20 protein-coding genes are annotated in these 26,859 nt (G+C 66.4%); 14 read left to right on the forward strand and 6 right to left on the reverse strand.

Translation table 11 applies throughout. The features are described from left to right. Positions 1-89: 89 nt before the first annotated feature. The 4 genes from EAH76_RS08610 (at position 90) to ggt (ending at position 6,361) form a co-directional block, all read left to right on the forward strand. Complete coding sequence (locus EAH76_RS08610) at positions 90-1,565, forward strand: efflux transporter outer membrane subunit (RefSeq protein WP_194150959.1); 1,476 nt, start codon at positions 90-92, stop codon at positions 1,563-1,565. Continuing rightward, positions 1,558-2,721, forward strand: coding sequence for an HlyD family efflux transporter periplasmic adaptor subunit (locus EAH76_RS08615; protein WP_194150960.1), 1,164 nt, complete (start codon positions 1,558-1,560; stop codon positions 2,719-2,721). Before EAH76_RS08610 ends, EAH76_RS08615 begins: the two co-directional genes overlap by 8 nt. Before the next feature lie 180 nt (positions 2,722-2,901). Continuing rightward, on the forward strand, positions 2,902-4,428 hold the full coding sequence (locus EAH76_RS08620; protein ID WP_140849825.1) for a DHA2 family efflux MFS transporter permease subunit: 1,527 nt from the start codon (positions 2,902-2,904) through the stop codon (positions 4,426-4,428). 181 nt (positions 4,429-4,609) lie between these two features. Next, positions 4,610-6,361: a gamma-glutamyltransferase gene (ggt, locus tag EAH76_RS08625; RefSeq protein WP_140849826.1), complete on the forward strand. Its 1,752-nt coding sequence runs from the start codon at positions 4,610-4,612 to the stop codon at positions 6,359-6,361. A 23-nt stretch (positions 6,362-6,384) separates the two neighbouring features. Here the strand turns inward: ggt and EAH76_RS08630 are convergent, their stop codons facing one another. Continuing rightward, complete coding sequence (locus EAH76_RS08630) at positions 6,385-9,138, reverse strand: hybrid sensor histidine kinase/response regulator (RefSeq protein WP_161988997.1); 2,754 nt, start codon at positions 9,136-9,138, stop codon at positions 6,385-6,387. Positions 9,139-9,423: 285 nt separating this feature from the next. On the opposite strand from EAH76_RS08630, the gene EAH76_RS08635 reads away from it, so the two are divergent. Then, positions 9,424-9,765 (forward strand): hypothetical protein, encoded by a 342-nt coding sequence (locus EAH76_RS08635; protein WP_140849828.1) that lies wholly within the window; start codon positions 9,424-9,426, stop codon positions 9,763-9,765. Positions 9,766-9,875: 110 nt separating this feature from the next. Here EAH76_RS08635 and EAH76_RS08640 read toward each other — a convergent pair whose 3' ends face one another. From EAH76_RS08640 to EAH76_RS08655, 4 genes are all read right to left on the reverse strand, one after another. Further along, a complete protein-coding gene (locus tag EAH76_RS08640; protein ID WP_241659605.1) occupies positions 9,876-10,643 on the reverse strand; it encodes a ThuA domain-containing protein in 768 nt (255 codons plus the stop codon). Between the two features lie 266 nt (positions 10,644-10,909). Further along, entirely contained in the window at positions 10,910-13,273 is a 2,364-nt protein-coding gene (locus EAH76_RS08645; protein WP_241659606.1) for a TonB-dependent receptor, read from the reverse strand. Between the two features lie 364 nt (positions 13,274-13,637). Then, positions 13,638-14,093, reverse strand: a complete 456-nt coding sequence (locus tag EAH76_RS08650) for a DUF3237 domain-containing protein (protein ID WP_140849830.1) — start codon at positions 14,091-14,093, stop codon at positions 13,638-13,640. Positions 14,094-14,382: 289 nt separating this feature from the next. Further along, positions 14,383-15,579, reverse strand: a complete 1,197-nt coding sequence (locus tag EAH76_RS08655; protein ID WP_140849831.1) for a LysR family transcriptional regulator — start codon at positions 15,577-15,579, stop codon at positions 14,383-14,385. A gap of 114 nt (positions 15,580-15,693) precedes the next feature. Between EAH76_RS08655 and EAH76_RS08660 the strand changes: the two genes are divergently transcribed. Further along, positions 15,694-17,559, forward strand: a complete 1,866-nt coding sequence (locus tag EAH76_RS08660; RefSeq protein WP_140849832.1) for a phosphoenolpyruvate carboxykinase (GTP) — start codon at positions 15,694-15,696, stop codon at positions 17,557-17,559. Between the two features lie 249 nt (positions 17,560-17,808). Here EAH76_RS08660 and EAH76_RS08665 read toward each other — a convergent pair whose 3' ends face one another. Next, entirely contained in the window at positions 17,809-18,636 is an 828-nt protein-coding gene (locus EAH76_RS08665) for an alpha/beta fold hydrolase (protein WP_140849833.1), read from the reverse strand. Between the two features lie 237 nt (positions 18,637-18,873). On the opposite strand from EAH76_RS08665, the gene EAH76_RS08670 reads away from it, so the two are divergent. The 8 genes from EAH76_RS08670 (at position 18,874) to EAH76_RS08705 (ending at position 26,838) form a co-directional block, all read left to right on the forward strand. After that, positions 18,874-19,860 (forward strand): alpha/beta hydrolase, encoded by a 987-nt coding sequence (locus tag EAH76_RS08670; protein ID WP_140849834.1) that lies wholly within the window; start codon positions 18,874-18,876, stop codon positions 19,858-19,860. Positions 19,861-20,010: 150 nt separating this feature from the next. Next, on the forward strand, positions 20,011-20,811 hold the full coding sequence (locus EAH76_RS08675) for an SGNH/GDSL hydrolase family protein (RefSeq protein WP_140849835.1): 801 nt from the start codon (positions 20,011-20,013) through the stop codon (positions 20,809-20,811). Further along, the gene (locus EAH76_RS08680; protein ID WP_140849836.1) at positions 20,808-22,436 is read left to right on the forward strand and encodes an alpha-L-fucosidase; all 1,629 of its coding nucleotides are present in this window, start codon (positions 20,808-20,810) and stop codon (positions 22,434-22,436) included. Before EAH76_RS08675 ends, EAH76_RS08680 begins: the two co-directional genes overlap by 4 nt. After that, positions 22,433-23,659: an L-fucose:H+ symporter permease gene (gene fucP / locus EAH76_RS08685; protein WP_140849837.1), complete on the forward strand. Its 1,227-nt coding sequence runs from the start codon at positions 22,433-22,435 to the stop codon at positions 23,657-23,659. The genes EAH76_RS08680 and fucP overlap by 4 nt, the downstream gene beginning before the upstream one ends. Next, positions 23,656-24,621 (forward strand): aldo/keto reductase, encoded by a 966-nt coding sequence (locus tag EAH76_RS08690; protein ID WP_140849838.1) that lies wholly within the window; start codon positions 23,656-23,658, stop codon positions 24,619-24,621. The genes fucP and EAH76_RS08690 overlap by 4 nt, the downstream gene beginning before the upstream one ends. Next, complete coding sequence (locus tag EAH76_RS08695; protein WP_140849839.1) at positions 24,618-24,914, forward strand: UxaA family hydrolase; 297 nt, start codon at positions 24,618-24,620, stop codon at positions 24,912-24,914. The genes EAH76_RS08690 and EAH76_RS08695 overlap by 4 nt, the downstream gene beginning before the upstream one ends. After that, entirely contained in the window at positions 24,911-26,113 is a 1,203-nt protein-coding gene (locus tag EAH76_RS08700) for a UxaA family hydrolase (protein WP_140849840.1), read from the forward strand. The genes EAH76_RS08695 and EAH76_RS08700 overlap by 4 nt, the downstream gene beginning before the upstream one ends. After that, positions 26,110-26,838, forward strand: coding sequence for an SDR family oxidoreductase (locus EAH76_RS08705; RefSeq protein WP_140849841.1), 729 nt, complete (start codon positions 26,110-26,112; stop codon positions 26,836-26,838). The genes EAH76_RS08700 and EAH76_RS08705 overlap by 4 nt, the downstream gene beginning before the upstream one ends. Positions 26,839-26,859: the final 21 nt, after the last annotated feature.

Below are 26,859 nucleotides of genomic sequence, written 5' to 3' on the forward strand. Positions count from 1 at the left end.
ACTATAAGGTACACTTTTTAATTGACAACCGCTCACGCCTCCCCCATTTCAAAACTGTACCTCTTAGTACGGTTTTAGATATGGCGCTCATGACACCCCGCACCGCGATCCGCCCGATGGCACCGCTCGCCCTGCTTCTGCTCTCCGCCTGCGCGACGGTCCCCAGGCTCGGCCCGACTCCGGTAATGGTGCCGTCGACGGCTTATGCCGCGGACACGACGCTTGCCGGCGTCGATCGCTCGGCCTGGCCCGACCAGGCGTGGTGGCACGATTATGGCGATCCGCAACTCGACGCGTTGATCTCCGAAGCGATGGCGGGCACGCCCGATCTCGCCGCCGCGGTGGCGCGCGTTCGCCAGGCCGACGCCTATGTCCAGCAGGCCCAGGCTGCGCGCCTGCCGACGCTCGACGCCAGCGGCAGCGTCGGGACCGCCAAGCAGAGCTACAATAACGGCTATCCCGCGGCCTTCGTGCCGAAGGGGTGGAAAGGCACCGGCAAGCTCGAGGCCGATCTCGGCTTCGACCTCGATCTGTGGGGCCGCAACAAGGCATCCTATGCGGCGGCCCGCTCCGACGCGGAGGCGGCGCGGCTCGACCTCGCGCAAGCGACGCTGACGCTCTCGACCAGCATCGCCGACGCCTATGCCACGCTCGCCCAGCTCTTTGCCGAGCGCGGCGTACAGGCCACCGCGCTCGACATCCGCCAGCAGACCGAGCGGCTCACCGCCGACCGCGTCGTCGCCGGGCTCGACACCCAGGCCGAGCTCAAACAGGCGCAATCCGCGGTGCCCACGGCGCGCGCCGACATCGCCGCGACCGACGAGCAGATCGCGCTGACCCGCAACCGCCTCGCCGCGCTGCTGGGCAAGGGGCCCGATCGCGGGCTCGCCATTACCGCACCGACCGCGATCATCGCCGCGCGCGGCCTGCCTGCAGACGTGACGACCAATCTGATCGGCCGCCGGCCCGACATCATCGCAGCCCGCACCCGTGTCGAGGCGGAGGCGAGCCGCATCAAGGTCGCGCGCGCCGATTTCTACCCGGACGTCAAACTCAGCGCGGTGTTCGGCCTCCAGTCGCTGGGGCTCGGTTCGTTCTTCAACAGCGGATCGACCTTCGGCAATGCCGGACCTGCGATCAGCTTGCCGATCTTCCGCGGCGGTGCGTTGCAGGGGCAATATCGCCATGCGCGCGGGCTCTACGAGGCCGCGGTCGCCACCTACGACCAGACGGTGACCGACGCCTATCGCGCCGTCGCGGATGCCGTCGTCAGCCAGCGCGCGCTGGCGACGCGCCTGTCCGAATCGCGCGCGGCGCTGGTGGCGGCACAGGCGGCGTATTCGGTGGCACGCCAGCGCTACGAAGGCGGGCTGTCGCGCTTCACCGACGTGCTCACCGCGCAGGACCGGGCGCTCCAGTCGCAGCGGACCGTCGCCGACCTCCAGGCGCGCGCCTTCACCCTCGATGTCGCGCTTGTGCGCGCGTTGGGCGGTGGTTTCTCCCCGACCGTGGCCATTTCCCGGACGCTCACGGACCCGACCAGCAAGGACCAGACCCATGGCTGATGCCGACCCCACGCCTCGTCAATTCCACCAGACCGCGACCCCCGAGACGGCCACCGAGAGCAAGATGCCGAACACGCGCAAGCGCCTGCTGACCGGCATTGCCGCTATCGTCCTGCTGTGCGGCGCAGGCTATGGCGGATGGTATGCGATGGTTGGCAGCCATCATGTCGAGACCGACAATGCCTATGTCGGCGCGGATACCGCACAGGTGACGCCGATGGTGTCGGGGCAAGCGATCGCGGTGCTCGCGTCCGACACGCAGCCGGTCAAGCGCGGCGACGTGCTTGTCCGGCTCGACGATAGCGATGCGCAGATCACGCTTGCCAGTGCCGAGGCCGATCTGGCCAAGGCGCGCCGCCAGTTCGGCCAGAGCGCGGCGACCAGCAACGCGCTGTCGGCGCAGGTCGATGCGCGCCGCGCCGACATCGCCAGCGCCCAGGCCCAGCTCGTGTCGGCGCGTGCGGGCTTTGCCAAGGCGCAAGTCGACTTCAATCGCCGGCAAAAGCTCGCGCCCAACGGCGCGGTCTCGGGCGACGAACTGACATCGGCGACCAATGCGCTGGCCGGCGCGCGCGCGACGCTTTATCAAGCGCGGGCTGCGGTGGCGCAGGCGACCTCGCAACAGGGCGCGGCGTCGGGCAATCTCGCCGCCAACCAGGCCTTGATCCAGGGAACCACCGCCGCCACCGCGCCCGACGTGCTCGCCGCCGAGGCCCGCGTTCGCCAGGCAAGGCTCGACCTCGACCGCACCATCGTGCGCGCGCCCGTCGACGGCGTGGTCGCGAGCCGCAGCATCCAGATCGGCCAGCGCGTCGCGCCGGGCACGACGGTGATGCGGATCGTCCCGGTCAACCAGATGTACGTCGATGCGAACTTCAAGGAAGGCCAGCTCGCCAAGGTGAAGCCGGGCCAGGCGGTATCGCTGACCTCCGACCTCTATGGCGACGATGTCGCGTATCACGGTCGTGTCGTCGGCTTTTCGGGCGGTACTGGTTCGGCCTTCGCGCTGATCCCGGCGCAGAATGCGACGGGCAACTGGATCAAGGTCGTCCAGCGCCTGCCGGTCCGCGTCGCGCTCGATCCCAAGGAACTCGCCGCGCATCCGCTGCGGGTCGGCCTGTCGATGACCGCGGAGATCGATACCGCCGCGCGCTAGCCCGAGCGTCGGCACGTGCTTGTCGGGGCGTTCCTTCCCGAACGCCAGAGCCCGGGGTCCCCCCTCCCGGCTCGGGAACGCCCCAACGAGGGCAGGCGGGATCGCGTCGGCGACCCGCCTGCCAGCCTCGATACGAACCCGTTAACCGGGCGCTCCGGCGCCGGCAGGAGTAAGGCGGCGATGGCCGTTCAGGAAGACTTCAAGCCCTTTACCGGGCCCACCCTGCTGTTGGCGGGCGTGGTATTGGCGCTCACCAATTTCATGGTCGTGCTCGATACCACCATCGCCAACGTGTCGGTCGCGCACATCTCGGGCTCGCTCGGCATATCATCGACGCAGGGCACGTGGGTGATCACGTCCTACGCCGTTGCCGAGGCGATCTGCGTGCCGCTCACCGGCTGGCTCGCCGGACGCTTCGGCACGGTGAAGACCTTCATCTTCGGGATGCTCGGTTTCGGCCTGTTCTCGATGCTGTGCGGTTTGTCGAACAGTCTCACCATGCTCGTCGCGTGCCGGATCGGCCAGGGCCTGTGCGGCGGCCCGCTGATGCCGCTCAGCCAGACGCTGCTGCTGCGCATCTTTCCCAAGGAACAGCAGGGCCAGGCGATGGGGCTGTGGGCGATGACCACCGTCACCGCGCCGATCCTCGGCCCGATCCTGGGCGGGACGATCAGCGACAGCTGGTCGTGGCACTGGATCTTCTTCATCAACATCCCGATCGCCGCATTGTGCGCGTTCGGCGCGCACCGCCTGCTCTCGCCGGCAGAAACCGGGACCGAAAAGCTGGCGATGGACAAGATCGGCCTCGCGCTGCTCGTGGTCTGGATCGGCGCGCTGCAGATCATGCTCGATATCGGCCGCGAGCATGACTGGTTTGGCGACGGCCTGATCGTGATCCTCGCCATCGTCGCGGCGATCGGCCTGGTGGTGTTCGTCGCCTGGGAAATCACCGAGCGCCAGCCGATCGTCGATCTGCGCGTCTTTCGCCACCGCGGCTTCACCGTCTCGGTGATCAGCCTCGCCTTCGCCTTCGCGGCGTTCTTCGCCTCGGCGGTGCTCATCCCGCAGTGGCTCCAGAGCAGCATGGGCTATACCGCGACCTATGCCGGCTATGTGACGGCCTTCACCGGGGTCGGCGCGGTCGCGATGTCGCCGATTGTCGCCAAGCTGATCGACAAAGTCGATCCGCGCGGCCTCGTCTGCTTCGGCATCCTCTGGCTGGGCGCGACCTCGCTGCTGCGGGTCCACTGGACCAGCGGCGCGGACTTCTGGACGCTCGCGATGCCGCAGCTGTTGCAGGGGATCGGCATGCCGTTCTTCTTCATTCCGCTCACCACGATCGGGCTCGGTGCGGTGGAGCCCGAGGAAACCGCCTCGGCGGCGGGCGTGATGAGCTTCCTGCGGACGATGGCCGGCGCGATCGGCACCTCGGTCGCGACCACGCTCTATGCCAACAACGCGGTGGTCGCGCGCAGCGAGATCGTGTCGAAGCTCAACGCCGACCCGACCAGCGCGGCGATGCAGGCGGGTGGCTTCTCGCTCGATCAGGTGCGGAGCACGATCGAGCAAACGGTGACGCAGGAAAGCTATGCGATGGCGATCAACCATCTTTTCCTGCTGTCGGCGATCGTCTTCGCCTTTGCCGCGATGATCATCTGGGTGTCGCCCCGCCCTACCCGCGCCGTCGAGGCTGGCGCAGCGCATTAACGTGGGGCTGCTGCCAGTCTCGTGCCCGGGAGCGATGACGAAGTTCGGCGAAGCGCAGATCGCGTTAGTGCGGAAGCAAGCCGCGAATTGTTCCGCGTTCGCTCCCGTTGCGCCCCGCACACGCGTGCGGTCAACTGCGTGGTGCTTTTCAACGCCTGCGGTTTGCGGCACCATCGGCGCCATGCGCACGCTCCTCCCCGCCCTTTGCTTCGCTCTCATTCCAGCGGTCGCGGCTGCTGCCGATCGCGAGCCGGTGGCGGGCTCTGGCGGGATGGTCGTCAGCGCGCAGCAGCTTGCGACGGATGTCGGCGTCGAGGTCCTGGCAAAAGGCGGCAACGCGATCGATGCAGCGGTCGCAGTCGGCTATGCGCTGGCCGTCGTTTACCCCCAGGCCGGCAACATCGGTGGTGGCGGCTTCATGACGCTGCATCTCGCCGACGGCCGCTCTACCTTCCTCGATTTTCGTGAGAAGGCCCCCAGTGCCGCCACCGCAACCATGTTCCAGGACAAAGACGGCAACCCCGTACCGAGCCGATCGACCGACAGCTGGCAGGCGGTCGGCGTACCGGGCACGGTGCTAGGCCTGGAAACCGCACGGGTCCGCTATGGCACCCTGTCGCGCGCGACCTTGATGACGCCGGCGATCCGCCTGGCGCGCGACGGCTTCCTGCTCGGCCAAGGCGATGCCGGTGTGATGGCACTCGAGGGACCCAAGCTCGCGCGCGATCCCGAGGCCGCACGCATCTTTCAGCCACGCGGCAGGCCGCTGACCAAAGGCGACCGGCTGGTCCAGGCCGACCTCGCCAAGACGCTTGCACTCATCGCCGCCAAAGGCCCCGACGCCTTCTACAAAGGATCGATCGGCGGCGCGATCGTCGCGGCATCGGCCAAGGGCGGCGGCATTCTCGCCCGGCAGGATTTCGCCGCCTACCGGGTGCGCGAACTGAAGCCGATCGAATGCGAATATCGCGGCTATCACGTCGTTTCCGCGCCGCCCCCGAGTTCCGGCGGCGTGTCGATCTGCGAAACGCTCAACATCCTGTCGGGCTATGACCTCACCGCGATGGGTTTCCACTCCGCCGCCGAGGTTCATGTGCTGGTCGAGGCGCTGCGCCGGGTCTTTGTCGACCGCAATAACAAGCTCGGGGATCCCGACTTCATCGCCAATCCGATCGCCGAATTGCTTGAGCCCGCTTATGCCGCGAAACTGCGCGCCACGATCGATCCCGAACGCGCGACACCATCCGCGACCCTCGGCCCCGCGGCGCCAGCGCACGAGGGCAAGAGCACCACGCACTATGATGTGGTCGATGCCAAGGGCAATGCGGTGTCGGTCACCTACACGCTCAACGACTGGTTCGGCGCGCACCGGGTCGCCGCCGGCACCGGCATCGTGATGAACGACGAGATGGACGATTTCACCTCAAAGCCGGGATCGCCCAACATGTTCGGTCTAGTGCAGGGCGCGGCCAATGCGGTCGCGCCCGGCAAGACCCCGCTCAGCTCGATGAGCCCGACGATCGTGCTGAAAGACGGCAAGGTCGTTTTGGTGATTGGCAGCCCGGGCGGTTCGCGCATCATCACCATCACGCTCGAGGCGATCCTCAACATGGTCGATCATGGCATGGACGTGCAGGAGGCGATCGACGCGCCGCGCATCCACGAGCAATGGCTTCCCGACACAGTTGCGCTCGAACCGTATGCACTGTCGGCGGACACGCGACGCCTGCTCGAACAGCGCGGCTATACCTTCTCCGACGAGGGACACTGGGGCATTGCCGAGGGCATCGCGCTGGGGGCGCCAAGGCTGCGCAGCCTAGCGGGCACGATGTCGCGATTCCTGTCGCTCGGTGCGCCGCCGCTGGCCGGAGCGACGATGTTCGGCGCGCACGATGCCCGCGGCGGCGCCGGATCGGCCGCGGCAGTGCGGTGAAAGGCTTGTCGATCCAGCGATCCTCAGCGTTTTTCCGCGTCTGACCTACGAAGCATTTCGCCGACCTTGATCCCGAGCGCTTCCATCGTGAAGGGCTTGGTCAGCAACTCCATGCCGGGCTCGAGATGCCCGTTCCCGACGGCCGCATTCTCCGCATAGCCCGTGATGAACAGCACCTTCAGATTTGGTCGAAGCGACCGAGCCGCATCGGCAACCTGCCGACCGTTCATTCCGTTGGGGAGGCCGACATCGGTGATCAGCAACTCGATCCTGGCGCCCGATTGCAGAACCTTCAAACCCGCCGCGCCATCGGCTGCGCCGATCACCGTATAGCCCAGATCTTCGAGCACTTCGTCAACGAGGTGGCGGATCGTTGCTTCGTCGTCGACGATCAGCACCGTCTGGCCGTGCGCGCTATCGCGACGCGTCGAGGCTTCTTCGATCTCGGCGACGGGCGCATCCCCGTGGTGCCGTGGCAAATAGATGCAGATGGTCGAGCCGCTGCCCACCTCCGAATAGATCCGTACCTGGCCACCCGACTGTCGTGCGAAGCCGTAGATCATCGAGAGCCCAAGGCCCGTGCCCTGCCCGATCGGCTTGGTCGTGTAGAAGGGTTCGAACGCGCGCTCGATCGTCTCGGGCGACATGCCGGTGCCGGTGTCGGTCACGCAGACGGAGAGGTACTGACCCGCGGAAAGGTCGCGTTCCCGGGCAGCCCGATCGTCGAGCCACTTGTTGGCGGTCTCGATCGTCAGCCGGCCGCCGTCCGGCATCGCATCGCGGGCATTGATGCACAGGTTGAGCAGCGCATTCTCGAGTTGCCCGGCATCGATGTTGGCCGCCCAGAGGCCAGCGGCGCCGACGACTTCGATCGTGTTGCCAGGACCGACCGTGCGCCGCAACAGCTCCTCCATGCCGCCGATCAGACGGTTCACGTCGGTCGGCTTGGGATCGAGCGTCTGCCGACGCGAGAAAGCGAGCAGGCGCTGCGTCAGCGACGCGGCTCTGCGGCCGGCACCTTGGGCGGCAAGCACGAAGCGATCGATATCGTCGAGCCGGCCGCGCGCGATCCGCAGCTGGAGGAGCTCGAGATTCCCCATCATGCCGGTCAGGAGATTGTTGAAATCGTGCGCCAGGCCGCCGGTCAGCTGCCCCACGGCTTCCATCTTCTGCGACTGGCGCAGCGCTTCCTCGATCTGTTGACGCTCGTCGATCGCCTGGGCGACGCGCTGCTCGAGCGTTCGGTTGAGCTCGCGGACGGCCGCTTCGGCCTGCTTCCTGGCAGTCACGTCGACCGACGAGCCGACGAGGCCGATCACCGCTCCGGCGTCGTCGAACAACGGCGCCTTGGTCGACAGCCAGGTCGCCGGTCTGCCATCCGGAAGCCGGACCTCTTCCTCGGCCTGTTCCTCTACGCCGCTTTCCATGATGCGGCGATCGGTCGCCATGATCCTCTCGCCCTCGACGCGGTCATCGAGGACGTCCAGGTCGGTGCGCCCGATATATTCGGCTGGCGGCTTACCGATGAGCTCGGTGGTCCCGCGGTTGCCGATGAGGAAGCGCCCCTCGCGATCCTTTGCATAGACCACGCCCGGCACGGCTTCGGTGAAAGTGCGCAGCAGCGCAGTCACGCGATCGCGCTCGGCTTCCGCGACACGCCCGGCCTCGATGTCGAGCAGCACGCCCGGAAAGCGAAGCGCGCGACCTTCCCCGTCGAGTTCGACCCGGCCGTTGGCTTCGACCCATCGATACACGCCGTCACTTTGGAGCACACGATACTCGCAGCAATACGGCCCGCCGCGCGCAAGCGCGTCCTCGATCGCGCTGCCGACCCTGCCGCGGTCTTCCGGATGGATCGACGCGGTGACCTGATCGAGCGGCAGGCCCGATCGGCACAGTTCGGGCGACAAACCGAACGATTCCGCGAAGCGATCGTCGGCGATGAAGCTGTCCGCGGGAACGTCCCACACCCAGGTGCCGACGATCGCACCGGCATCGAGCGCGAGCTTCAACCGCTCGGAGGCGTTCCGCTCCTCGGCAACGGGCACGAAGGTGCAGATCGCACCGCGATGCTCGCCCCCGCTGATGATCGGGATGACGCGATATTCGACGGGCAACGGAGGCGCGCCATTGACCGGAAAGAAGAGCTCGTTGCTGACATGGGCGCCGATGCCGTTGCGCGCGCATGTGTAGATCGGGCAGTCGGTGACGGGATAGTGCGATCCGTCGGGATGCTTGGAGTGGATCGTGTCGTGCAGCTTGCGGCCGAGCACGTCCTCCTCGCGCGCGAAGCCCATCATGCGCAGGAACGCGGCGTTGCAAAGCGTCGTCACGCCCTCGGTATCGACCGCGTAGAAGCCCTCCATCATCGAATCGAGCAACAGGCGGATGTTGCTCTGGCTGCCGCTCAGCCCTTCGGTCGCAAGCTTCTGCTCGGTCCTGTCGCGCAGCACCTTCACGAACCCGATCGCATTGTCGGCATCGTCGCGGAGCACGGTGATCTGACAATTGGCCCAGAAACGCTCGCCGCTTCTGCGCTGATACCAGCGCTCGTCGGTGCCGCCTCCCGCGATGAGCGCCTCGTGCAGTTCGGTATCGACGCGGCCGCTTGCAGCGTCCTCGGGTGTGAAGATGCGCGCCAGCGTCTGGCCGAGCATCTCCTCTTCGCTCCATCCAAGGATCAGCCGCGCGCCCGCGTTCCAGGCGGTCACCCGGCCCTCGCGGTCCGTAGCGATGATCGCGAAATCGGTCGCGCTGTCGATGATCCAGCGATTCAAGGCGGTGCTCGGCAAGGGAAGGTCCAACGTAAGATTGAGCGATCTAACGGGATCGACATTTGGCGTCGTAATGCCGGGTATCAATCCACCGCAATCCACCCTTGAGCAAGGTCTTTTGAGTAGCGGCATCGGCGGATCGTCTGCAGCTTCGCTTGGGCAGTTCGTGACCGCAGGCGTCTATGTCTCGAAGCCGACGATCCATTCGCGGTCACCCGCGACGGACTGGGCTGTCGTGGCGCCGGGCGCGCTGCTACAGGCTGCGATGATCTTGGAATTGAGAGACGCATGGCCCGCAAACATTCGAAACATGGCCCGTATGAGGAGCCACAGCTCGAGGAAGAGGATGTACCGGCGACGGTAGCCCCCTGCTGGCTCTGCGGCCGCGTGCTGGGCAAGACGATCGTCTGGCACCATCCCGTGCCGAAAAGTCGCGGTGGGCGCGACGTGGTGCCGATGCATCCGATTTGCCAACAGACGCTGGTCGCAAATTTCACCAATTCCGAGCTGCAGCGCCACGCGATGGATGTGGAGGCGCTGCTCGCAAATCCCGCCGTCCGGAAATTCGTCGATTGGGTCGCGAAGAAGGATCCCGACTTCACCGCGACCATCACCAAGAAGCAGCGCTAACGGCGCTCCTATCTGGGCCTTTTGATGCAGATCGGCGCTAAGCGATCTCATCTGGATGGCCTGGTTCCGGCAATCGTTCCGCGCGGGACGGAGCAGCGTCCTTCAGCGCGTCAATGCTGTCGCCCCAACCCCGTCGCCGTCCAATAGATGCCGCCCAGCAGATGCTGGAGATAGCGTTCGTCCCGATACATGTCGGGGGTATGGCCAAGGAGCGTGACGAACACGCGGCCTTTCTCATAATCCCGAAACCATGCTTCCGGGTGATCCTCGCCCATCCGCTTGCGGACCTGGCCCGGCCAGATCCTGGTCGGATCGTAGCTCGCCTCGTCGACTCTCAGGACTGGATTGATCCTGACGTCATAGGGATTGGCGGTGACGTAGAATTCGTCGCTCCAGATCCAACGGTCGGGAACGCCGAACGTCGCGGGAAACGCTTTGTCCGCGACCGTGACGACGGCGGTCTGGATCATGGGGTGATTGATGAAGGAGCGTCCGACCAGTTTCTCGTACCAGGGCCAGGCCTTGGGCGGGATGATTGCGGCGCGGTGCACGACCATGGCGTTGCCACCGGTGCGCATATAGTCTTCGAAATGGGCCCGCTGGGCTTCGCTCAACTGCTCGGCAGGTGTGTTGAGGAACACGACCGCCGCATATTGATGAAGGTCGCTGTCGAACACTCCGGGATCACTCGTCCAAGTGATCCCGAACGCATGGAGCCGGGCCAGACGTTCGAGGCTCTCGCGGGCGACGGGGATATACTCGTAATGGTATTTGCTCGGTGTCGCGATCACCAGCACCTTGAACTGGTCCTCGGCCCAGGTCGTCGCTGGCAAGCAAATACAGAATAGCGCGGCAAACACCCGAACCATGGCTTTCATCGCACTTTCTCCTCGATAGCTCAGGCTCTTGTACCGCCGGCTTGCGCGAATTCCAGCCAGACCTTCGTCGTGGGGCGAAGCCGATGAGGACCGCGAGTGAGGCTATGGGGATGTGCCCGCCGGGCAGCGTGTCCGCTTGCGCCGCTCGCAAGACGTTTCGACGTGGGGACGGCGCTCGTTTGGTCCTGCCGCCGGGCCTCGATCGTCACTCGGACGACCTCGGGGGACGCGAACCAAGGCGATCGTCGCGCCCCCTCCCCGCGTCGTTAGAAGCGCAGGCCGAAGCGCGCGCCATAGGTCCGGGGCGCGCCGATCGTGCTCGAGACAAAGCCGTTCACGAACGGGCTCTGGTCGCCGCCGCCGCCGGTATAGACCGTCGCGTTCGTGATGTTGCGGACATATCCCCCGATGAACCACCGTTCGCCGGGCGCATTGTAGGTCAGCGTCGCGTTCCAGTTTCCATAGGCACCCGCCAGCGAATTCGGCACGAAACTGGTCGAGGTGTAGCGTTTCGTCGCGAACGCCAGATCGGTGTCGAACGTGACGTTGGCGCCGTTCGTCAACCCGAACACTTGGGTCATGCCGACATTGCCCGAGACCTTGGGCGAGCGCACGAGCGGCTTGCCCGCGCAATTCACCGTTACATACGGACCGAGCGGCCCCGGCGGAATGCTGGCCGGCGATACGGCACAGCCGGTCGACCCGGGGGTGGTGAATTGCGCCGCCTGCACGAAGGCAAATTCCTGATAGCGCGAGTTCACATATTCGACGCCCGCGTGCAGCGTGGTCCCGGCGAACGGCTTGGCCACGACGTCGGCGTTGAAGCCGTAGATGCGCGCTTTGCCGGCATTCTGCGTGGTCAGCGACAGATTGCCCGACCCGTCGAGGATCAGCGAGGACAGCTGGAGATCGCGGTAATCCCAGTAGAACCCCTCAAGATTGAACTGCAATGTGTTGTGCAGGAACCGGTTGCGCAAGCCGACGGTGTAGGCCGTGATCGTCTCCGCCTTGAACGGCAACGCGCGGTTGGTGGCGACGGTATCGACGGCCTGGTTGAACCCGCCGGCCTTGAACCCGGTGCTCACCGTCGCGAACAGCATGCTCTGCGGCGCCAGATCGACCTCGCCGCCGACCTTCCAGGTCGCGCGGTTGAAGGTGCGTGAGCTGTCGAAATTGACCGGCGGCAGGAGGTTGCACTCGGTGCCCGGTGCAAAGGTCGGCGGAACGCACGGGGTGGCGAGCGGCGGCGAACCGGTGACCGTCGGCGAAATCGCAAACTTGCGGAAATTGGTCTGCGACCGCTGATCCGACGTGTAGCGAAGCCCGCCGATCAGGCGCAGCCGATCGGTAAGGCTGTACGTCGCTTCGCCGAACCCCGCGATCGACTTGGATTGCAGGTCCGACGCGATCCGAACGCGCTGGATGACACCGGCGGTGATCGCAAAATCGGTGCTCTGATTTTCCTGAAAGGCGAACGCGCCGATAACCCATTTCAGCTTGCCGCTGGTGCCGCCGAGCCGGGTCTCGAGCGAATATTGGTCGGACGTTTCGCCCTTCGTGCCCTTTCCGCCGGGCGAATAGTTGAAGCCCGGAGATACGGAGAAGATTGCGGTGGTGCGCCGATATGCCGGTATGACGGTGAGAATCGCTCCCCCGAAATCATAGTCCGCCTGACCGCTGATATTCCAGCTTCTCACGTTCTGGAACAGGCGTTCGCTATCCGGGCGGTCGAACACGGCAGCGGGCGGCGACGATCCGCCCGAGGCGACGAAGTTGGCGTTGATGACCGAGAAATAATAGTCCGCGGCCGCCTTCGACGTCGTGCCGGTCCACGGCGACTGCCCCGGAATGCTCGGAAGAACCGCCAAGCCCGAGCCTTTGCCGCCGAGATGGGTGTATCCGCCGAGCAGGTGGACGGACAGCCGGTCGAACTTGGCGAGCGCCTGAAGGCGGATCGACTGATGCTTGTCGTCATCGCCGCCGTCGGTGAGGTAGCCGCCGCGATCGGAGAGCTGGAACGATGCGCGCACCGCGATATCATCCGCGATGGGCAGATTGATCGCCCCTTCGCCGCCCAACGTATCGTAATTGCCGGCGGTGCCCTGCAGATAGCCTTCCGTTTTATTGAGGCGAGGCCGTGCCGCAATGAGGTTGAGCGCGCCGCCGCTGGCGTTGCGGCCATAGAGTGTCCCCTGCGGGCCTTTGAGCAACTCGATGCGGTCGAGGTCGAAGAAATTCCCCGAGATCGCCTGCGGCCGCGAGATCGGCACCCCGTCGAGGTTGGTCACGACGGCCGGGTTCGCGGTCGCGACGACGCCGAAATCGCCCACGCCACGGACATAAATCTGCGTCGAGGTTCCCCCGCCGACCTGCACGCCCGTGGCAATCTTGGTCAGGTCGTCAGGACGCGTCACACCACGATTGGCAATCTCCTGCCCGCTGAACGCCTCGATCGAGATCGAGGCACGCTGGACGCTTTCGGACCGCCGCTGCGCGGTGACGACGATGTCTGCGATCCCCTGGCTGTCAGCGGCCTGCGGCTGCGCTGCGGGCTGCGATTGCGCAGCGGCCGTGCCGCTCATCGACGCCACTGCCACGGCAAACATCGAGCCCGTGATATACCTTTTCATCGTGATCCCCTCCAGATGCCGCCGCGATTTCTTCGCGGCTGTTCTCGACCCCGTCAGGCACCCCTTCGCGCGACCGGCCTGGTAAACGTCGGCTGCCCAAACGTTTACGGCCGGTCAGGACGAGGGGCCGTATTATCGCCACGACGACGGCTAAGCCTCGGTCGTGGCCACATCGGAACGCCTGATCTCAATGTGACTTATTGTATCACTATTGTACTGTCTAGTCAGAATTGAGCCGGAGTCTGGAACGCTGTCACATCGGTCCGCTGCGAGGGTGTTCGGACCGTTCGGCATCTAAAACGGGAGGATCGCCTTGCGCCGGCGTGTCGATGATCCGCCGCCTTTACGAGCGTCCGCCTTCAATTCACGTGATTTCAAAAACGTCTATGGCCACCGCCGATGGTCCCTGTGGGGTCAGGTTTCCGACGAAAATGCGATTGTTGAGGAACGCGTATTTTTCGTGGGACACCTCGAACGTCGGGCGTGTCTTTGCGTACCAGTTGGTCATGTCGATTTCCTCGCCAGCCAGGATCTGCGCCATCATGTCGCGCGCGCCCGGCTGAAGGCCGTCGTTCGTGATCATGATCAGCGCGCCGTCGTCGGTCTGGAGCGTATAGCGGGCCCAGAGGTAAACGGTGCCGTCCGGCCGTTCCAAATTCCAATCCGCCCCGCCGGGCAGGATCGTTCCGCGAAGGCGTTCGCCGACAAAGCGCCCGCCCGTTATCGGAATAATCCGACGATACCCGCCAGGAACCGGACCAATATCGAGAACCGGCCCCAACTCGACGTCCAGGCGCATCAGATGATCGGCAGAAATCATGGTCACTCTCTCCACTATTATAGAATGATTTTTGGGCACACGCCGCCGGCACGTAGTTCGACAACCACAGTCGTCAATGAAAGTACCGCACCATCTGACGGCGTAACGCTCTTTTTTCTATAAGATGCACCCCACCGCTCGGCCTCACTGGCTCGCGCCCGAAGATTGGCTGTCGTCTCAAGTCCAGCAGCCTTCGCCGGATCGCGCATCGCTGTGACACGGTCAAACGGCAATCGCCTTTGCTTGCTTCGCATGCGGAACGGCGCGCTCCCGATGCGCGCTGGAACGCCTATTGCGGCGGCGCTTCGACATCGGCGGACGTTTCCCGGAGGCAGTGCAGGAACGCTTGCTGCGCTCGGGTCGGGAACCAGTCGCGACGCGATATCGCGCCGATCGTGCGCATCGTATCGGGCACGCTCGACTCGATCCGAACAAGCGTCCCCGAATCAATTTCCGCGCTCACCTGGTCGGTCGACAGCAGCGTCAGGAAGTCGCTGCGCACGAGCAGCCCCCGGATCAGCGCGACCGAACCGCATTGGATCGGCGCATCGGGTCGCGGCATCCCCGATCGATCGAACATCTTCTGCCAGCGGTCGAGCAATCCCGACGCGCGCCGCGCGACGATCCACGGATAGGTGGCGAGTTCCTCGAGGCCCGCGACGGCGCCCGCAAGCGGGTGACTGGCGCGCCCGATGATCGTGAGGCGATCGTGGAACAGCGGCTCCTGCAACAGATCCGCCCCGGGATGGTCGCGCAGCGCGCCGATCAGGACGTCGATCCGCCCGCTGCGCAGCAGTTCGACGAGCTCGAAATACGATCCTTCGACCACGTCGACCCGCACATCCGGGCGCTGTTGCAACAGGTTCGCGAGCGTCGCCGGCAACAGGAGCGAGCGCGACAATGCCATCGCCCCGAGCGACAGATACCCGCCGCGCTCGGTCGTCTCCTCAAGACCGGCAGCGAGTTCGGTGACGCCCATCATGAACCCGCGCGCGAGTTTCGACCCGGCGCGGGTCAGTTCGACGCCACGTCCGCGCTGCTCGACGAGCGGCGTCCCCGCCAGACGCTCGACATCGCGGACCGCGCGATGCAGCGAAGGGATCGAGATTCCGACATTTTCGGCAGCGCGCGAAAAGCTGCCGGCTTCCGATAGCGCGATCAGGCCCCGCACATGCGCGGTCGTGAGATACGATTCAAGTCGCTCGGCGGCCTGCGTCTTTCCGATCGCCCGGCACGCTTTGCCAAAACTGCGCATCGCGCGGCGGATTCGCTGCAGGACGGGCTTGCCCTCGGCGGTCGCGATCACGCCGCCTGCGCTACGGTGAAACAGCGACGCGCCGAACGCCTTTTCGAGACGCGCGAGCGCTTGGGTCAGCGCGGGCTGCGAAATCGCCGCCGTCCGCGCCGCGGCGCTCAGGCTACCGGTGTCGGCGATCGCCACGACCATGCGCAAGTGCCGCATATTGAGGTCATAGGGCGTCGCCATCGACTTACTTTAGCATGACCTTATGGCATTCCGATAAAGAAATTTGTTGTAACTCCCAGCGCCGACTAGCCTTGCACAAACACGCGAATGCAAAAGTCTGGAGAGGACGCGAACATGTCGAGCCAATCGACCAACCTGCTGGTTGCCGAGCCAGCGGCACCGACACGTCATCGCGCCCTGCTCGACTGGGTCGCGGAAATTGCGGCGCAGACGCTGCCGCAGAATGTCCATTGGTGTGACGGCTCGGAAGCCGAGGCGGATGCCCTCGCCGCGCAAGCCGTCGAGAGCGGCACGCTCATTCCGCTCAACCCCGCGCTGCGCCCCAATTCGTTCTACGCCCGATCGGACCCGCGCGATGTCGCGCGTGTCGAGAGCCGAACCTTCATCTGCTCGGAGTCGGAGAGCGATGCGGGGCCGACCAACAATTGGGCGCAGCCCGATGAGATGCGGCTTCGGCTCGACGATCTGTTCACCGGCTCCATGGCGGGTCGCACCCTGTATGTCGTCCCGTTTTGCATGGGGCCGCTCGGATCCGACAAGAGCCTGATCGGCGTCGAAATCACCGACAGCCCCTATGTCGTGCTTTCCATGCGCGTTATGACCCGGATCGGCACGCCGGTGCTCGATCTGCTCGGCGACGACGGCTTCTTCATCCGGTGCGTCCATTCGGTCGGCATGCCGCTCGCCGCTGGCGTCGCCGACGTGGCGTGGCCGTGCAACGACGAGAAGTGGATCGTGCATTTCCCCGAGACGCGCGAAATCTGGTCGTACGGCTCGGGCTATGGCGGCAACGCATTGCTCGGCAAGAAGTGCGTCGCGCTGCGCATTGCGAGCGTGATGGCGCGCGACGAGGGCTGGCTGGCCGAGCATATGCTGATCCTCAAGCTGACCGACCCCGAGGGCAGCAGCCATTACATCGCGGCAGCCTTTCCGAGCGCCTGCGGCAAGACGAACCTTGCGATGCTCGAGCCGAGCCTGGCCGGCTGGACAGCCGAGACGATTGGCGACGACATTGCCTGGATGCGGTTCGGCAAGGATGGGCGGCTGTATGCGATCAATCCCGAAGCGGGGTTCTTCGGTGTCGCGCCCGGCACCGGACCGAGCACCAACCGCAACGCGATCGCGACGCTGACCGACAATTGCATCTTCACCAACACCGCCCTGACCGCCGATGGCGACGTCTGGTGGGAGGGGCTGACCAAGACCGCGCCCGACGGGCTCACCGACTGGACCGGAGCGCCCTATGATCCGGCGAGTGGCCAGCCGGCCGCTCACCCTAACGCCCGCTTTGCCGTTCCGGCGGCACAATGCCCGAGCATCGCGCCCGAATGGGATTCGCCCGAAGGCGTGCCGATTGCGGCGATTCTGTTCGGCGGTCGTCGCGCAACCGCGGTGCCCCTGGTGACCGAAGCGTTCGATTGGGCGCACGGCGTCTATCTGGCGGCGAACATCGCGTCGGAGGGTACCGCTGCAGCCGAGAATGCGGTCGGGGCGCTGCGGCGTGATCCGTTCGCGATGCTGCCATTCTGCGGCTATCACATGGCCGACTATTTCAACCACTGGCTGCGGATCGGCGCAGCGGCGCAATCGGACGCATCCGTCCTGCCGAAGATCTTCCTGGTGAACTGGTTCCGCAAGGACAGCGCCGGCAAGTTCCTCTGGCCTGGCTTTGGTGACAACGCGCGCGCGCTCAAATGGATCGTCGAGCGGATCACCGGGACGGCCGCGGCGACCACGACACCCATCGGCCTGTTGCCCGATGTCGACGCGCTCGATCTCAGCGGACTTTCGCTTACCGAGAACGATGCGAACCTGTTGCTGACGGTGGATACGCCGGTGTGGATCGAGGAAGCACGCCTCAACCGGACGTATCTCGAGACGTTCGGCGACCGCCTGCCGCCCGCGCTCCTTGCGCAGCAATTGGCGCTCGAAGCGCGATTGGCTTCACCTTCGATCGATGGGTCTGGCACATCTGCATAGCCGCCGGAGGAATTGACCAGGGACCGGAGCTGAACGTCTGCCGATAGACAGAAGCGCGGCAGGATGGGCGGTGGCCGGAAGCAGGTTCAGCGGAGGCGTTCCGGCCTATTCCGAAACCGCAGAGTTCCGCGGCCCTCGAAGCTGGTCGACACCTCCCGTCGGAGTCGCAGGCGCGACACGCCTCGAAAGGTCGCGCGAAGTTCGCGCAAAAGCGTCGGGTGGCGCCGCGACCCCACCCGACGGCAAAGATCAGCCCGTGATGAACGCCAGCAGGTCCGCATTGATCTGCGCGGCATGCGTGGTCGGCATGCCGTGCGGATAGCCCGGATAGGTCTTGTACTGCGCACCCGGAATGAGTTTGGCCGACAGAGCGCCCGAGATCGCGATCGGCACGATCTGATCGTCCTCGCCGTGCAGCACGAGCGTCGGGACGGTGATCGCCTTGAGATCGGCGGTGAAGTCTGTTTCGGAGAATGCGGCAATGCCGCGGACATGCGCCAGCGCGCTGCCCATCATTCCCTGCCGCCACCAATTGCGGCGCACGCCTTCATGGACCTCGGCGCCGTCGCGATTGAAGCCGTAGAACGGCATGGTGAAATCGTAATAATATTGGGCGCGGTTGGTGGCGGTCTGCGCACGGATGTCGTCGAACACCGCCATCGGCACGCCGTTCGGGTTGGTCGGAGTCTGGACCATCAGCGGCGGCACCGCACTGATCAGCACCGCCTTGGCGACCCGGCCAGGCTTGGCGTGCGCGACATAACGCGCGACTTCGCCGCCACCGGTCGAATGGCCGATATGGATGCCATTCTGAATATCGAGCGCGTCGGTCAGCGCGACGACGTCGGCGACATAGCTGTCCATGTCGTTGCCCGTCGCGGTCTGGGTCGAGCGGCCGTGGCCGCGCCGGTCGTGCGCGATGACGCGATAGCCTTTGTCGAGGAAGAACAGCATCTGGCCGTCCCAATCGTCGCCGCTGAGCGGCCAGCCGTGATGGAACAGGATCGGCTGCGCATCGCGCGGGCCCCAATCCTTGTAGAAGATTTCGGTGCCGTCGCTGGTAGTGATGATGGGCATGATCGGTCTCCTCGGGGCGGGAAATGCACGTGTGGCGGCTACGCGGTACACTTTCGGGTCGGGAACCCTGGGACAGGATCATCGCAGATCGCACCTCGCGCTATCAACCGCGATGATCGCGCGACGGCAAGCGATCCGCGGTGGGGCGTTCGGTGATTGCCGCGGGATGGACGCTACGGCACTACAGCAGCGATCGGCGACGACCGGGCGTGCGCAACGACAGCGGAAGGATTGAGAATGTTCGAGGAATTGACCACGCGGCGGACCCTACTGCTCGGCGCGACGACGCTGGCGGCGGTCGCGTCGGTCGCCACGGTTGCAGCGCGGGCGCAGACCCGCCCGAACGACGAGCTCGTCCCGCTCTGGCCCGGCGCGATCCCGGGCGACCGCCACGCCGCGATCGTCCGCAAGAGCGCCGACCAGTCGCACGATCCCAAGCGGCTCGACCGCTGGATCACCGGGATCGCCCAGCCGATGCTGGTCGTGCGGCGCGCGGCGCAGCCCAACGGCGCCGCGGTGCTGGTGATGCCGGGCGGCGGCTATGGCTTCCTGTCGTACGACAATGAGGGCGAGGAACAGGCGGCGTGGCTCAACGCGCGCGGCATCACTGCGTTCATCCTGCTCTATCGCCTACCGAGCGAAGGCTGGGCGAACCAGGCGGTCGTCCCGCTGCAGGATGCACAGCGCGCACTGCGCGTGATCCGCGCGGGCGCGGCGCGCTTCAAGGTCGATCCCGGCAAGATCGCCGCGCTCGGCTTTTCGGCGGGCGGACACCTTGCAGGGTCGCTCGCGACGCGCTTCGCCGAGCCGACCTACGCGCCGGTCGACCGGACCGACACGCTGTCGGCGCGGCCCGATCTGGTCGCGCTGCTCTACCCCGTGGTCAGCCTCGAGGCGCCGTTCACGCATGCCGGATCGCGCGACAATCTGCTCGGCCGCGATGGGTCCGCCGCCTTGCGCCATGCGGGCTCGGTCGAAGCGCGGGTCACCGCCGATACGCCGCCGACCTTCCTCGTCCATGCCGGCGATGACGGGCTCGTTCCCGTCGCCAACAGCCTGACATTGTACGCCGCGCTGACCGCGCAGAAACGGCCGAGCGAACTCCATGCCTTCGACGGTGGCGGGCATGGGTTCGGCGTGCGCCTGCCGCGCACCAACCCGGCGTCGGCCTGGCCCGACCTGTTCCACACCTTCGGCGTCAGCAAGGGGATTTTCGCGGCCTGACGCGCCGAAGCGGGCCCCGCTGACCCGCGTTCAAATTTGTTCATATGTGCATTTGCGCTTCACAAGTGAACCGGATAGGACAGCCGCGTCACGTCCCGGTTTGCGCTTGCGCGGCCGGGGTGAAGACAGGGAGAGGATAGGATCGTGGATATGACCCGCACCGCGTGGATGCTGCCGTTTCTTGCCGTGTTGGCGAGTGCCGCGCAGGCGCAGACCAATGTCCCTGGCGACCCCTATGCCAGCGATCCGGTCGGCATCGTCACCGATCCCTGCCCGCAGCATCCCAACCCGACCGACGGCCCCGGCTGGGAAGCGTGGAAGCTCCACATGCTGACGCGCGACTTCGCGCAAGCCTGCCGCTACGCGGCCGCCAATCAGGCGCTCGCCAACAGCCGCGCGCCGGTCCGCGTCGTCTTCATGGGCGATTCGATCACCGATAACTGGATCCACTCCGACGCGGCGCTGTTCAGCGAAGGCGTGGTCGATCGCGGCATCAGCGGGCAGACCACGCCGCAGATGCTCGCACGCTTCCGCGCCGATGTGATCGCGCTCAAGCCCAAGGCGGTGCATATCATGGCGGGCACCAACGACGTGGCCGGCAATACCGGTGCCGCGACGATCGAGACGGTCGAGGGCAATATCATGACCATGGCCGAGCTCGCCCGGGCACACGGCATCAAGGTCATCCTCGCCTCGGTCCCGCCTGCAGCCGCCTTCCCGTGGAGCCCGTCGAAACAGCCAGTGCCACAGATTGCCGCGCTCAACAGCTGGCTGCGCGGCTACGCCAAGGCCGAAGGCTTCACCTATGTCGATTACTTCGCCGCGCTGGCGACGCCCGAAGGCGCGATGAAGCCGGGCCTGGCAAGCGACGGCGTCCATCCGACCGCGCAAGGCTATGCCGTGATGCGCCCGCTCGCGCTCGCCGCAATCGCGAAAACGCTCGGCAAGTGAGCCCTACCCGGCGTTCGATCCTCGCCGGCATGGCCGCGCTGCCGATGGCGCGCGGCGCGCTGGCGCAAAGCCCGATGGGCACCGCGCGCGGGCCGGTCGAGCCCAACTGGCCGTCGCTTGTCTCGAACTATCGCTACCCCGACTGGTTTCGCGACGCCAAGCTCGGCATCTGGTCGCATTGGGGGCCGCAATCGGTGCCCGAGCAAGGCGATTGGTACGGCCGCTTCATTTACATGCAGGGTCACCCGATGTACGCGCATCACCTCAAGACCTACGGCCATCCAAGCGTCGCGGGAATGAAGGACATCCAGAACCGCTGGACCGCCGACCGCTGGGAGCCGGAAGCGCTGATCGCGCGCTACAAGAAGGCCGGTGCGCGCTATTTCATGGCGCTGGCGAACCATCACGACAATCTCGATTGCTACGACAGCCGTTATCACGCGTGGAATTCGCTGCGCGTCGGCCCCAAGCGCGACGTGGTCGGCACCTGGGAAAAGGCTGCGCGCGCGGCGGGGCTCAAATTCGGCGTGTCGAACCATTCGGCGCATAGCTGGCACTGGTATCAGACCGCCTATGGCTATGATCCGACCGGTCCCAACAAGGGCGAGCGCTACGACGCGTTCCGGCTCCGCAAGGTCGACGGCAAGGGCCAATGGTGGGACGGGCTCGACCCGCAGGAGCTTTACACCGGCGGTCATGCCGTCATGCCCAACGGGATCGACACGATCGCCGGCATGGAAGCGTGGCACGACAAGCACGATGGCCAGTGGATCGAGACCGGCCCGACCGACGACCCGGCCTATGTCACCAAATGGCTGCTGCGGCAGACCGATCTCGTCGCCAAGTACAAGCCCGACCTCGTCTATTTCGACGATTACGGGCTGCCGTTCGGGTCGATCGGGCTCGAGGCGGCGGCGGATTATTACAACCGCTCGATCGCATGGTCGGGCAAGATCGACGTCGCCTTGTTCGCCAAGCAGTTGAAGCCGCACGAACGCTTTGGCGTGGTGCAGGACGTCGAGCGCGGCTTCAGCGACCATCTGTGGGACGAACCGTGGCAGACCGATACCTGCCTCGGCGACTGGTTCTACAACGTCGCGCGGTTGAACGACAAAAGCTACAAGACCGCCGAGCAGGTTGTGCAACGCCTCGCCGACGTCGTGTCGAAGAACGGCAATCTGCTGCTTTCGGTGCCGCAACCCGGCCACGGCGCGATCGACAGCGAGGAAGAGCAGATCCTCGACCAGCTCGGCGCCTGGACCGCGGTGAATGACGAGGCGATCTTCGGGTCGCGGCCGTGGCGGCTTTATGGCGAGGGGCCGACCAAACTCACGCCCGGGATGCAGAACGAGGCCGGCGCGGGCGCCTTCACGCCGCGCGACGTGCGCTTCACCACCAACAAGGGCGCGCTCTACGTGCTGTTCCTCGGCTGGCCGAGCGGCACTGCCTCGGTCGCCTCGCTCGCACGCGGGCGCGTGTCGGGCGTGATCGAACGCGCGACCCTGCTCGGCGGTGGGCACGTCGCGCATCGCCAGGATGCCGCCGGCCTGCATCTCGACCTGCCGCGCAAGCCCGCGGGCGGCTTCGTCCCCGTAATCCGTCTCGACGGGAAAGGATTGGTATGACGCCACACCCACAGGCTGCCGCACGGATCGTCCCGACCGTCCTGATCGTCGCGCTCTTCTTCCTGTGGGGCGCCGCCAACAATCTCAACGACGTGCTGATCGCGCATTTCAAGGGGCTGTTCAGCCTCGGCGATTTCGGCGCGGGGCTGGTGCAATCGGCTTTCTATCTCGGCTATTTCTGCCTCGCCATCCCGGCGGCCCTGTTTATGCGCGCCTATGGCTATCGCGCCGCGGTGTTGCTCGGGCTCGGACTGTACGGCGCGGGCGCCCTGCTCTTCTGGCCTGCTGCGGCGGCGCTGAGCTATCCCTTCTTCCTCGTCGCGCTGTTCGTCATCGCGAGCGGGCTCGCCTTCCTCGAAACCTCCGCCAATCCGCTGATCGCGCGGCTCGGCAGCCCCGAGACGGCGGCGCGGCGGCTCAACTTCGCGCAGGCGTTCAACCCGCTCGGCTCGATCACCGGCGTGCTGATCGGGCGCGCCTTCATCCTGTCGGACGCGCCGCACACGCTCGACCGCGCGACGCAGGCGGCGTCGGTGCAAATCCCCTATCTCGTCATCGGGCTCGGCGTGCTGTTCTGGGCGCTGCTGATCCGGCTCGCCCCCTTTCCGGCGATCGCGACGCAGCCCGAGCCGAATGAAGGGGTCGGCGCGGCGGCCGATTTCGCCGCGCTTGCCCGCACGCCGCGCTTCCTCGCCGGCGTCCTCGCGCAATTCTTCTATGTCGGCGCGCAGGTCGGGGTGTGGAGCTTCATGATCCGCTATGCCGAAGTCACCATCCCCGGCACGCGCGCAACGGAGGCGGCGGGGTATCTCACCGCCTCGCTCGTCGTATTCATGATCGGCCGCTTCGTCGGCGCTGCGCTGATGGGTCGGATCCGGCCGCTGCCGCTGCTGACGGCGTTCGCTGCGATCGCGGCAGCGTGTTGCGCGTTTGCCAGCCTCGCCGGCGGCATGGCGGGCGTGGTGGCGCTCGTTGCGAGCAGCTTCTTCATGTCGATCATGTATCCGACGATCTTCGCCGAGACGGTCGCTGGGCTGGGGACGCGCACCAAGGCGGGGTCGGCGCTACTCGTCATGGCGATCATCGGCGGCGCGGTGTTCCCGGCGGCGATGGGGCTGGTCTCGGACGCGAGCGGATCGATCGTCCCCGCGATGCTGGTGCCGGCCGGGTGTTTCCTGGTCGTCCTGCTGTTCGGCCTGAGCGCGCGGGGGGCGACACGATGATCGCGCTTCCTACGCTCGGCATGGGCTGTGCCGGAATCGGCAACCTCTATCGCGCGGTCGATGATGCGACCGCGCGCGATACCGTCGCCGCCGCGCTCGCGGGGGGGATCGGCTATTTCGACGTCGCGCCGCATTACGGCTTCGGGCTCGCCGAGACGCGGCTCGGCGCGGCGCTCGCCGAGCATGACCCGCACGGCACGGCGATCGTCTCGACCAAGGTCGGCCGCCTGCTCGAGCCGACCGACAGCCAGGCGGCCGAGCGGCACGGCTTCGTCGATGCGCCCGCGCTCGAGCCAGTGTTCGATTATTCGTACGACGCGGTGCTGCGGAGTGTCGATGCGAGCCGTGTACGGCTGCGGCGCGACCGGCTCGACGTATTGTTCGCACATGATCTCGGCGTGCTGACCCACGGCGACGACGCGGCGCGGCACATGGCCGATTTCGTGGAGGGCGGGTACCGCGCGCTGCGCGGCTTGCGCGACGCTGGCGAGGTCGGCGCGATCGGGATCGGCGTCAATGAGGTCGCGGTGTGTCTCGACCTGCTCGACCGGGTCGAGCTCGACGTCATCCTGCTCGCCGGGCGCTATACGCTGCTCGAACAGGATGCGGCGCGCCCGCTGATCGAGCGCTGCCGCGAGACCGGCACGCGGCTCGTGATCGGCGGTCCGTACAATAGCGGCATCCTGGTCGAGGGCAGCCGCGCCGCCAGCCATTTCAACTACGCGCCCCCGCCCCCCGCGATCGTCGCGCGCGTCGCCGAACTCGAGCGCGCCTGTGCGGCGTTCGACGTGCCGCTTGCGGCTGCCGCACTGCAATTCCCGCGGCGCGAGCCCGTCGTCGCCGGCGTCATCCCCGGTCTGGTCGGCGCGGACCAGGTCGCCGCGACGCTACGCTACGCCGCCTGGCCGATCCCCGATGCGCTGTGGGACGCTGTCGGCGCAGCATCTGAGGCAACGGCATGAGCGCGATCCTGCTGCACCCCGACGACACGATCCTCGTCGTCACCGCGGCGCTCGCGCCGGGCGACACCGTGCTGATCGACGACACGCCAAGCGTTATCCAGACGCCGATCGGCGTCGGCCACAAGATCGCCCGCCAGCCGCTCGCCGCGGGCGAGACGGTGATCAAATATGGCGCGCCGATCGGATCGATGACCGCGTCGGCCGGCCGCGCGGAGCATGTCCATCTGCACAATATGAAGAGCGACTATATCGCCTCGCACCTGCGCGATACGCTCGATCGGAGCCCCTCATGATTTCCGCCTGGTTGCGCGACGATGGCCGCAAGGGCATCCGCAACGTCGTCGCCGTCGCCTATCTCGTCGAATGCGCGCACCACGTCGCGCGGCGCATCGTCGACAAGACCGATGATGCCGACGTCCATCTGATCGGCTTTCCCGGCTGCTACCCCAACAGCTATGCCGACACGGTGATGAAGGCGATCGCGACGCACCCCAATGTCGGCGGGCTGGTGATCGTCTCGCTCGGCTGCGAGAGCTTCAACCGCGAGGGCCTCGCCGCAGTCGCCGCCGCAAGCGGTCGCCCGGTCGAGACGCTGGTCATCCAGCAGAACGGCGGCACCGCCGCCACGATCGCCGCCGGGCTCGCCGCGGTTGCGCGCGTGAAAACGATCGCCGACGCCGGCCCGCGTGGGCCGATGGCACCGAGCGAGCTCGTCATCGGCACGATCTGCGGCGGGTCCGACGGGACCAGCGGGATCACCGCCAACCCCGCGGTCGGCCGCGCGTTCGACCGCTTCGTCGCCGAGGGCGCGACCTGCATCTTCGAGGAGACGGGCGAACTGGTCGGGTGCGAGACGATCATGGCGGATCGCGCGCTGACGCCCGAACTCGGCGCCGCGCTGGTTGCCAGCGTAGAGAAGGCCGAGCGCTATTACACCGTGCTCGGCTTCGGCAGCTTCGCGCCGGGCAATGCCGAGGGCGGCCTCACCACTCAGGAGGAAAAGTCGATGGGCGCCTATTCCAAATCGGGCAGCTCGCCGATCTCGGGGATCGTCAAACCCGGCGACATCCCCCCCTCCCCCGGCCTGTACCTGCTCGACGTCGTGCCCGATGGCGAGCCGCGCTTCGGCTTCCCCAACATCTCGGACAATGCCGAGATCGTCGAGCTGATCGCGTGCGGCGCGCACGTCACGCTGTTCACCACCGGGCGCGGCTCGGTGGTCGGCTCGGCGATCTCGCCGGTCATCAAGATCTGCGCCAATCCCGAGACCGCGCGCAATCTGGCGGGCGACATGGACATCAACGCCGGGCGGATCATCGAGGGGCTCGCGACGATCGGCGATGTCGGCGACGAGATCTACGAGCGCACGATCGCGGTCGCGGAGGGTGCGCGCAGCGTCTCGGAAGCGCTCGGCCACCGCGAATTCATCCTGACCTACAAGACCTTCGAGCCGGTCGGTCCCGCCTGCCTGCCGCGGCGGGCCGCGGCGTGAGCGGGCGTCTGGTGGGCAAGACCGCGCTCGTCACCGCGGCGGGCCAGGGCATCGGCCGGGCGTGCGCCGAGCGCTTCATCGCCGAGGGCGCGCGCGTCTTCGCAAGCGACGTGGATGCCGCCAAGCTCGCCGGGCTCGACTGCGAGACGTTCGCGCTGGACGTGCGCGATGCGGATGCGGTCACGGCATTGCCCGCGCAGACCGGTCCGGTCGATGTGCTGATGAACTGCGCGGGGATGGTCCATAACGGCACGATCCTCGAGTGCGACGAAGCCGCCTGGGCTGCCTCGAACGACCTCAACGTCACCGCGCTCTATCGCACAATCCGCGCGTATTTGCCCGGGATGCTCGCGCAAGGGTCGGGCAGCATCGTCAACGTCGCGTCGATCGCGAGCTCTATCAAGGGCATCCCCAACCGCTTCGCCTATGGCACGACCAAGGCGGCGGTGATCGGCCTGACCAAGGCGGTCGCCGCCGATTTCGTGGCGCAGGGGATCCGCTGCAACGCGATCTGCCCGGGCACGGTCGATTCGCCCTCGCTCCAGCAACGGCTGCGCGACACCGGCGATTACGCGAAGGCGCGCGCCGACTTCACCGCGCGCCAGCCGCTCGGGCGGCTCGGCCGCCCCGAGGAGATCGCCGCCCTCGCGCTGTACCTGGCGAGCGACGAGGCGGCGTTCACGACCGGGCAGGCGCACGTGATCGATGGCGGTTGGGTGAATTAGGGGTGCGGTGGTAAAGGGGTA

Origin of the sequence: Sphingomonas glacialis, from assembly GCF_006439055.1 — a bacterium.
Taxonomy (GTDB): domain Bacteria; phylum Pseudomonadota; class Alphaproteobacteria; order Sphingomonadales; family Sphingomonadaceae; genus Sphingomonas; species Sphingomonas glacialis_A.